Source organism: Paenibacillus sp. GCM10027630 (assembly GCF_042676305.1).
Lineage (GTDB): Bacteria > Bacillota > Bacilli > Paenibacillales > NBRC-103111 > Paenibacillus_S.
The window spans coordinates 47,601-56,448 of the sequence record NZ_JBHTGY010000012.1 but is presented as its reverse complement, the minus strand read 5'-3'; the positions used below and the strand labels follow the sequence as shown (position 1 = coordinate 56,448).

Below are 8,848 nucleotides of genomic sequence, written 5' to 3'. Positions count from 1 at the left end.
GGTAGGTATAGATTGAAGCTCTTTGTCAGGTGCTTCGTATCTTCGATAGTTGCTGGGGATTTCCCTTCATTAGTGGATTATATTACACGCCAGAATTTATATGTTCTGGGGCTCCCCGCAAAGTATCTGAATCAACTTCGAAGCAAGACCCCACTTTGTGGGGATATTTTAGGTATTCCCAGCGATGCAGAGATGAGATAGTTTCCAACGCGTGCTAAGTGCTGGGCGGGTTCCTGGTGGATTACGGCTTTGCATGGCAGGCTGGCGAACTTCACCACAATTATCAGGAAAAAGTCATGCTAATTTCCCCCAAAATAGCGTTCCAAGCCTTATAGCTGGAATTTCTCATGCTAATTCTACGTAATTTGGCTGATATCATCCCTATCACCTCTATTAGCAGGAGTTTTTCCAGTTAGATTGATTTCAAACGATATTCAGGCTGGATTAACGGGAGGATTTCCATCTATTGCCCTTCTTTCATATGGCAGCCGCCCCAAAATCCTAGTCTCTTCTGGATGAAAGCAACCCTGCCTCGTAGCCTGCTTCTGCAAGGGAGGCCGGAATAAGTGACAGTATCCTCGAACGGTTCAAAAAGCGTTGTACCACTGACCAGACCAAACCAAACGAATATGCACTTTACCAGTGTTTCGTTTCTCTGGCAAGCGCATCTCCGGATTGACTTAAAGCAATTAATCGTCGGACATCAGTTCTTGCAGGTAGAGGAAAACAATGCCTTTTATTAAGTTCTCTTTTGGAGAGTAAAGGGGTTGCCCCTAGTAACTGAAGCTATTTTTGGAGCCAACCCTTTGTTATCCCCCGAATGAATCACGGAATGCTTTGGCGAGCAGCAGCGGGTCTACAGACCACAATTCTGCGATCTCGGGGCACACGTTCTCATCCCACCAGTCTGCTAGCAGCTTGCGGTTGCTGCCATTTTCCACAATCCAGAGCAAATTAAGCGCAACCTTCTTGAAATAAAGCTCATCGGCTTTCTCGACTAACTCCGGGGAGATCCATTTATTGATTTTTTTGCGAGCCCGGTACAGCTCACGACTGCAGGAACGCCTGATTTTGCGTGCGGTAGGTAATTCCTGCTTATGCTTCATACTATTGCCCGTAGGATTCATGGTATAGTTCGACTCCTTCCATACCTTTATGGTATGCGGGAGAGGCGCCCGATGAAACTGTCTTCGCCTGCAAAAGAATAACCCCGGGCGCAGTTGCTAGCGGCGGGGTTTAATGGATTTTGGAAGCAAGCAGGGCGCTTATGACTTTAAACATGGCTCGTATGTATTAAGCATCTACAACAATATAGCCAACCATGGGACCGTTATGTGCAATATCCGGGTGGGTCAGACAAATGATGCGATACGTGCCTGGCTTGTCAGCTTTGAAGGAAACTACAGTTTCTTTCCCTTTCTTTACCTCGCCTTTAATGCTCAGACCATCGATGATAAAAGGGTGGTTCGTACCGTTCACACCAAAGATACTGAGGTTGATAAGCTCGCCTTGCTTGACATGAATGGTGCCGGGATCCCAGCGATAAGCTTCAATAGGTTTACCGTCTGCTCCTGTTGTTTTGAATTCACCTGTAACAATATTTATGGTCCGGCCTTGTCCACTTTCATTTACGGATAAACCAGCTTGCTTGACAGTCCCGTTCATGCCGCTCACGGCTTTAGTTGTCTCATTTACTTTTGCCTCATTCACTTTGCTGGTAGGCTTGGAAGTTTCACTGTAATTGCTTCCTCCTCCGCTGTGACCCCAATACCATGCGGCTCCAATCGCGCCCACTGCCATGAATGTAATAATAGCCCAGTTGCGAATTTGCTTTTTGCTGATTATCACTACCTTGGTCACCCGCCATCCCCACCTTTACCTGTTTGTACTAATGTATGCTCCGGCTTGTCTCTTAATGCTTGTACGCTGGTTGGAATGAATGAATATATGATAGAATAAGAATGGTTAAAGAGCAGGGTCTTTGTCCCCGAAAAGAGAGGAAGATAGTAGCTAAATATGTTACATGATTTGGTTCGCAGCGCACTTTTATTTATTGAGGGCTTAGGTGTTTGGGGGATTCTACTTGGTCTCATGCTGGAAGTGATTCCAAGTGAGCTGGTGCTGTCCTATGGTGGTTATCTGGTCTCACAAGGCAATATTACTTTTATTGGAGCCATTATTTTCGGAACTGTTGGTTGTGTCCTGCAGCAAATTATTTTGTACTGGATCGGTAGGTATGGCGGAAGACCTTTCGTGGAAAAATACGGGAAATATTTGGGAGTGAAAAAGAAGTTCCTGGATATAGCCGAAGGCTGGTTTAACAAATACGGACCTATCATGGTGTTCGCGGCGAGATTCGTTCCTGTAGTGAGACAAGCTATTTCCATTCCAGCAGGTATGGCCAAAATGCCTATGCTTCAATTCCTTTTCTACACTACACTCGGAACGATTCCTTGGGCCATTTTATTTGTGTATATGGGGGAAAAGCTTGGTTCGAACTGGGAGCAGATCGATGAAATGGCAGCTCCTTTAATGAAGTACTTTGTCATTGGGGCTATAGTCATCATTGTACTTTATGTAGTGATCAAGCTGCTTCAGCGTAATAAACGCAAAGCGTAAGTAATTGCGTAAGTAATGTGGAGGCAGGGAGCACGCAAATGAAGCGAATCTTGAACCCTTATAATGACCTATATATGCGGAGGGTGCTGGAGTCTGCTTATCAAGGAGACAGGAAGGCCAAGAAACTGCTGAATACTTTGAATGAACCGTTTGCGGTTGCTCCTGATTACTCTGCATTGATTGTTGTGGTTGAGGATCGTCCTGTTCTATACCCGGATGGAAAAAGCCAACCTGATGAGGAGGGTAGCGGAGACAAGCAAAGAGCGGAAATATATGAGTGCAGAGAGGGCTACACGGGTAGTGAAAGCTGTGTATCTTCTTGGACCTACATTCCTATTCCAATCCGTTTCACTGTGCGGGAAGTCAAGTATGAGGCTGGGACTTTTTGTTTTGTTTCCGTAGACGGCAATACTGTGGCAGGCACACTGGAGCAAATTCGCAGAACGATGAAGCAGGTAGTGTCTTACTCCAATACGGCGACTGAAGAGGAGATAGAGATTAGCTTCCGGTCCATCCATTCCACTGGTGTATAAGGTAAAACCAAAGCTGAACCGGTTCCCCCACAGGATACACTGATGCAACAGGATACTGATGCAGCTTAAGTTTTCATCTAATACCTATTTTAGGCAACAATCGTCGCTCTGGGGGAGGAACGTTTCCGTAATGCGGGGCAGGTCGGTAGCGAGTGGATGAACTGGAATTTCTCAGACTTTCTAAACAGTCTGAGGTTTTACCGCTAAACAAGTAAGAGTCCAAGGCTGTTGGCTTTCGGCAAATAATCCCACAATAAACACAGGAATGAGCGTGGGGTTCGACCGACCACCATGCAACGCCACAACGCGCTCGGGACCCGCGCGCGTTGGAAATAAATTTTCACGGGCTTGCTTTCGTCGGACAGACTCCTTGCATTGCTTAGAGTCTGTTTTTTCTATACAATACAAGATATACCCAATTATAAGGAGGCCATTATTCAATGAGTACAAACTTGTCCGCTAAGCTTCGCACTGGCTTAAAGCCGCAGCAGTTTATTGACGGTATGACCAAGAACCAGGAGAAATTCGTGGAATGGTATGACGCTTTTGCATGGGAGAACGAGGATGACAAGGAATTTTTTGATTCCTTGAACAACCGTGATGATTTGCGCTGCTTGATTCTGATGGCCGACTGGTGCGGAGATGTAGTACGCAATGTGCCTGCAGTATTTCGTGCGCTTGAGAATTCCGGCATTCCGGTTGAAGTTTTGATTAAGGAAGAGCATCCGGACGTTATGGCTCAATTCCTGACTGGTGGCGGAGAAGCGATTCCAATTGTTATTTTCACTGATTTCAGCGGTCATGTTCTGGGACATTGGGGACCTCGTCCAGCGAATGTTCAGGCGGTAATGAATCAGTTCAAAAAGGAAAACCCGGACCGTCAGGCTCCGGACTATAATGAGAAGATTCAGGTGGCGCGCCAGGAGATGGGACGCCAATACGGAGAAGGTACTGGCTACCAAACCGTCATCGTGAAAGAGCTTCGCGACCTGTTGTCCTCTTTCTAAAAGGCGGATGAAGCATGAGCTTGGAAGGAATTAAGATAGAATCATTCTCATTAGGACCCTTGCAGACCAATGCCTATTTGCTGTCGAGACCCGATGAGAACAAAGGAATCATCATTGATCCGGGTATGAACCCGAAGCCGCTGCTGAAGCGAATTGACGACATGGAGATTGAAGCGATTCTGCTGACACATGCCCACTTCGACCACATCGGAGGCGTTGGTGAAATCCGTAAGCTGAAGAGCTGTCCGGTTTATCTGCATGACGCGGAAGCAGATTGGCTGACCAACCCGAATCGTAACGGCTCAACGAAGTGGCCGGAGCTTGGTGGCCCTATCGTTACTGATCCAGCGGAGTATGCTTTGGATCAGGGACAGGTGCTCAAGCTGCTGGGTCTTGAGATCAAGGTGTTCCATACGCCGGGTCACTCTCCTGGCAGCGTCAGCTTCCTGGTTGGCCCGCATTTGTTCGGCGGCGACGTGCTGTTCCGGCTCTCCGTCGGGCGTACGGATCTGCCGGGCGGCAGAAATGAGGAGCTGATGGACTCCATTCATGGCACGTTGTTCAAGCTGCCGAATGAGACCATTGTTTACCCCGGTCACGGGGGAAAGACGACAATTGGCTACGAACGGGAGAATAACCCGTACGTATAGAGGTAAAGCCAAAGACTCCTATGTTATTGCCATCCGGCAGTAACGTAGGAGTCTTTGTATTTTACCTTATGAGGCTGGTGAGCATGGGTAAGGCAGAGGGGGCACTTATTTCTTGATGCAATAAAGCCGGCTCGTTGCCTCCCAAATTTCTCCTGATTCGAGGCCGATTAAGCCGATCTCCTCTGCAGGAAGCGGCACGCTTGGTGCATTAACGAGATTGACCTGCGGCTCCGGGCAAAAGAACCCTTCCGTTGCATTGTTGTTCCAAATCATCCACTGCTTGTAGGCAGTGCCGGCGTCATACACCAGTGTTACCTGGTTGCGGGTATCGGTCAATTCCATACGGTTGCGCCCGTTTTGCGGCGCTGCTGTATAATGATTGTCCATCGGCTCGAAAAACGGCGAAAGGCCGCCTGCTTTCATTTTCTCCTCGTTTGCTGTGAGAGGCTGAAATTTGCCTGTCGGCAGCATTCTATCGTTAAGCTCCCAGCGCTGTCCTGTCGTTAATTTAAATTCATAATCAGATGCGATGCTGTTAGGAGCAAAAGGTGCGTTAATGGCCGTGTGAAAAGCTAACAGGCAAGGCATTGTATCCACTCCGTCGTTTTGCACAATGACATGCTGCAGCAGTCCCGATGCGCTTAAAGTATACTTAAGCTTAATGGTGAAGGAATGGGGGATATAGGTGTAGACGGAATGGCCCTCGCGAACCTTTAATGACAAGGTTACGCGGCTCTCCGTTTCATCTGCTCCATAATGCTCAACCTCCCAAGGGATATTATGTACGAATCCATGGAGATGGTTGCCGGTAGCCGCTTCATTTACAGGGAATTGGTAGGACTTGCCGTCCCACGGGAACTTACCATCCTCATAACGGTTGGGTGGGAATAATACGGGAATTCCATGAGCATAAGGTCTTTTCTTGAAGTCTTCCATTTCTTCTGCAGAAGGCTCATGCAAAAACCGATACTCGTTCAATGTATCGCGAAATGCAATGAGATTAGCGCCAACGGCAGGCAGAACAGCTGCCTCGTAGGGGCCAGCTTTAAGCCAAATCGCTTGCTCCTGATGATATAACCCTTCATAGCTTTTGTTAGTAGTAACCATGATTCCTCCTTAATGATAGCGGAAAGATAGAGTTTAACTGTAATTAGAATACCACAAGAAGAACGGATATAGGGGCCAGATTTATTTGTAATTTACCAATATATCGATCGGATAACGTCCGGCGTTACGGCCGTACAGACATAGCCCGCCCGATTCCTCAGGCAATCCTGCCGGCACCTCCAGCTTTAATCGGAAGGAGCCTCTCTCTATGATGCCCGGCATCATCCTGCTAGGGATGCGGATGCGCTGCAGATAGCCGTAGGATCCGGCTTCATCCAGTTTGCGGTCATCCTGCTGATAGTGCCAGGACAGCACTCCGCGGCTGTCCGCAGGATCATCCGGCAGCTGCAGCAGCTCCACGGGTTGGCCGTCAATGTACACTTGCACGGTGCTGAAGTGCTTCTTGGCATCGGTCATGTAATAGGAGTTCAAGTTCATTCCTGGATCGGCCTTTCTCCCATGCATGTACGAGATATCGACGGTTGGATCGTCGATCAGCTGCTGGTCTTTGGCAAGCAGCACCTTGGCCGCGGCTTCCAAATAAATATCGATATCACCAAAGCTAAAGCTATTGAAGCGTGTTAAAGATGAAATATCGATATCGTATTCGAAAAATCCCCCATTACGATTGTCGTTCCTATTGCTGCCATTCACCTTATGGTCATTCAAAGCCTGCCATGTGTAATCCCACTGTTTGTTTAGCGAGTCAGTCGGCGCAATCTGAAGCCACTGGCCCTCCAGGGCGTACAGTCCTGCAGCAGCACCGCTTCGCACATCGAAGGTGATGAAGTTGCGGGCGACAGCTGAACGGACAGCTGGATCCACGGGGTCCTTCAATTCGATTGCCAGTATGGCTACTGCATCCGTACGCGGCATTTGCACTTGCAGCTGCGGCAGCTGGGTTACTCCGTAAGTGTTCCAGCTTATGTCTTCAATACCGTGATCGGCAATGGTTTTGCAACCCAAGCTGTCATACCACAGCTCCCATGACAGCTGCATAGGTTTTCCGTGATGGGTATCAGCAAAGCTGGAAACCGCAAGCGATACGCTGACCGTTTGACCACTGTTAACCGTAGTGCAGGGAGGAGCATCTATGACTACAAAATCGGGCCGATGCAAATCGTACAAGCTCATACCCTCTATAAAACCCTCGTAGCCGAAGTCTTTATCTGAATCGTCAATCCGGTAATAGCCGTTGAACTCATTGGTTACATCCTTAAATTCGGTGAAAACGAAGCCGCATATTTTATCATGGCGCCGGAATTCGTTCAACATATACCTGTACTGCCACGCTAGATCACTATCTCCCGCACTGCCTTCAATACCCCATACTGCCCCACATTCGCTGTTCATCAGCGGCGCATCGGATTGCTGATGCCCATCTATATAGTTCCAATTGGAGCCGGGACGGGTGCTTTGAACTGCATGTTCGATATGGTCCCGGACAAGCTGGTAGCCATTCAGGTAAAAATGCCATGTGTTCAAGTCGCTCTCCACATGATCGTAGCGGCAGGGGGAATTATCCTCAACGAGACGGGTAGAGTCTATTGATTTAGCCCATTCGTATATTTCTTTAACCCACTGCTGGGTTTCTGGCATATAGGTTTTCACGGTCCCGGATTCGTCTTCCGATTCATGCAGAAGGCCCCAAGTTTCGTTAAACATTACCCATGAATAAATGGAGGGATGATTCCAATCGCGGTAAATCGTTTCCAATGCTTCCGGTTCATAAGCGGATTTGGCTTGGTCATCAGGCGTTCCCCAGAAGCAGGGCATATCCTCCATAACGAGCATCCCTAATTTATCTGCCCAATACAGCTTGCGAGGTTCTTCCGGTTTGATGTGAATGCGTACCATATTCAATCCGATTCGCTTCAGACGATATATTTCATCCCGCATTTCTTCATCCGTCGGGTAGGTGAAGAAACCGGTTGGATGGAAGGACTGATCCAAAGTACCGTTCAGGAAAATAGGCTTATCGTTCAACGTAATCCAACGTGATTCCATACCCTCATGTTTAATCGTCCCGATCGTACGGATTCCGAAATAGGTAGCGATGTTGTCGATGAGACTTTTGCTGTTCTTTGTCGAGCTATTATCGCCAGGCTCTTCGCTGCTGCTCTCGAGTGTAATCATCCCTTCATACAAATGAGGTGTCTCAGGGCTCCATAGACGAGGTTTGGTCACTTGGAATGAGGTGTGAAAATGCTGGACTCCTGGCTCTAAGCTGAGCTCTAGAGAATGATTAATCTGCCCCTCATCAAAAGAAAACGACAGTACGGCATCTCCTCCCGCGGAGGCATGAATAATACCTTGCACTTCAATGGTTCCATCAAGCTGGGTAGTGAACTGTACCCGCTGCACATAATTGTCGGGGCGGGCTTCCAGCCATACGGTTTGCCATATGCCTCTTATCTCTCCGTAGCCTTGTTTGCCACGTGCTTGGTAAGGCTCGTCATTATCTTTCACGCGAACAACGAGGGAATTATCCCCGGTGTGCTTCCATGCTTCCGTCACATCAAATTCAAATGTGCCATAGCCGCCGCTATGCCTTCCGACATGAATTTGATTGACCCATACATCGCAATGGTAATCTACGGCACCGAAGCGGAGAAATATACGGTCTCTTTGTTGGGCTGGAGCCCATTTTATGGCTCGGCTGTACCAGCCGATTCCAAGGACATTCTCTCCAATACCCGATAGTGGGGAAACCCATGAGAACGGTACCATAATTTGTTGCGGCAATTCGTGAGCCGATCCGTTAAACCAATGTTCAGCAATACCTCTGTTGTCGGGATCAAACCCAAATGACCAGCTTCCATTTAGGTTCAACCAATCTGTTCGCTGCCAATCTGGTCTAGGGAATTCAGGACGCGGAATAGATGTTTGAGTATGTATCATAATTGCACAACCTCTCCTTGCTTATTTAATA

9 protein-coding genes are annotated in these 8,848 nt (G+C 48.0%); 5 read left to right on the top strand and 4 right to left on the bottom strand.

Annotated features, from left to right (window positions below; genetic code table 11):
• Positions 1–566: 566 nt before the first annotated feature.
• Positions 567–743: a hypothetical protein gene (locus ACFQ0C_RS07180; RefSeq protein WP_379365352.1), complete on the top strand. Its 177-nt coding sequence runs from the start codon at positions 567–569 to the stop codon at positions 741–743.
• Between the two features lie 66 nt (positions 744–809).
• Here ACFQ0C_RS07180 and ACFQ0C_RS07175 read toward each other — a convergent pair whose 3' ends face one another.
• Both ACFQ0C_RS07175 and ACFQ0C_RS07170 read right to left on the bottom strand, forming a co-directional pair.
• Positions 810–1,127 (bottom strand): dehydrogenase, encoded by a 318-nt coding sequence (locus ACFQ0C_RS07175; protein ID WP_258216845.1) that lies wholly within the window; start codon positions 1,125–1,127, stop codon positions 810–812.
• A gap of 166 nt (positions 1,128–1,293) precedes the next feature.
• Positions 1,294–1,860 carry a cupredoxin domain-containing protein gene (locus ACFQ0C_RS07170; protein WP_379365349.1) on the bottom strand — a complete coding sequence of 189 codons (567 nt, stop codon included), beginning with the start codon at positions 1,858–1,860 and terminating at the stop codon, positions 1,294–1,296.
• 156 nt (positions 1,861–2,016) lie between these two features.
• Between ACFQ0C_RS07170 and uptA the strand changes: the two genes are divergently transcribed.
• The 4 genes from uptA to ACFQ0C_RS07150 all read left to right on the top strand — a co-directional run bounded on the left by uptA (position 2,017) and on the right by ACFQ0C_RS07150 (position 4,809).
• Entirely contained in the window at positions 2,017–2,619 is a 603-nt protein-coding gene (uptA, locus tag ACFQ0C_RS07165; protein ID WP_379365347.1) for an undecaprenyl phosphate transporter UptA, read from the top strand.
• 38 nt (positions 2,620–2,657) lie between these two features.
• The gene (locus ACFQ0C_RS07160) at positions 2,658–3,152 is read left to right on the top strand and encodes a hypothetical protein (RefSeq protein ID WP_379365345.1); all 495 of its coding nucleotides are present in this window, start codon (positions 2,658–2,660) and stop codon (positions 3,150–3,152) included.
• A gap of 440 nt (positions 3,153–3,592) precedes the next feature.
• Complete coding sequence (locus ACFQ0C_RS07155; RefSeq protein WP_258216848.1) at positions 3,593–4,159, top strand: thioredoxin family protein; 567 nt, start codon at positions 3,593–3,595, stop codon at positions 4,157–4,159.
• A gap of 14 nt (positions 4,160–4,173) precedes the next feature.
• Positions 4,174–4,809, top strand: a complete 636-nt coding sequence (locus tag ACFQ0C_RS07150) for an MBL fold metallo-hydrolase (protein ID WP_379365343.1) — start codon at positions 4,174–4,176, stop codon at positions 4,807–4,809.
• Positions 4,810–4,914: 105 nt separating this feature from the next.
• Here the strand turns inward: ACFQ0C_RS07150 and ACFQ0C_RS07145 are convergent, their stop codons facing one another.
• Both ACFQ0C_RS07145 and ACFQ0C_RS07140 read right to left on the bottom strand, forming a co-directional pair.
• Entirely contained in the window at positions 4,915–5,916 is a 1,002-nt protein-coding gene (locus ACFQ0C_RS07145; protein ID WP_379365341.1) for an aldose 1-epimerase, read from the bottom strand.
• Positions 5,917–5,997: 81 nt separating this feature from the next.
• A complete protein-coding gene (locus tag ACFQ0C_RS07140; protein WP_379365339.1) occupies positions 5,998–8,817 on the bottom strand; it encodes a glycoside hydrolase family 2 protein in 2,820 nt (939 codons plus the stop codon).
• Between the last annotated feature and the right edge of the window lie 31 nt (positions 8,818–8,848).

Bases quoted from the DNA above. Each gene is read 5' to 3' on its own strand.
- ACFQ0C_RS07140 (WP_379365339.1), bottom strand. From the start codon at position 8,817: ATGATACATACTCAAACATCTATTCCGCGTCCTGAATTCCCTAGACCA.
- ACFQ0C_RS07175 (WP_258216845.1), bottom strand. From the start codon at position 1,127: ATGAATCCTACGGGCAATAGTATGAAGCATAAGCAGGAATTACCTACC.
- ACFQ0C_RS07155 (WP_258216848.1), top strand. From the start codon at position 3,593: ATGAGTACAAACTTGTCCGCTAAGCTTCGCACTGGCTTAAAGCCGCAG.
- ACFQ0C_RS07160 (WP_379365345.1), top strand. From the start codon at position 2,658: ATGAAGCGAATCTTGAACCCTTATAATGACCTATATATGCGGAGGGTG.
- uptA (WP_379365347.1), top strand. From the start codon at position 2,017: ATGTTACATGATTTGGTTCGCAGCGCACTTTTATTTATTGAGGGCTTA.
- ACFQ0C_RS07145 (WP_379365341.1), bottom strand. From the start codon at position 5,916: ATGGTTACTACTAACAAAAGCTATGAAGGGTTATATCATCAGGAGCAA.
- ACFQ0C_RS07150 (WP_379365343.1), top strand. From the start codon at position 4,174: ATGAGCTTGGAAGGAATTAAGATAGAATCATTCTCATTAGGACCCTTG.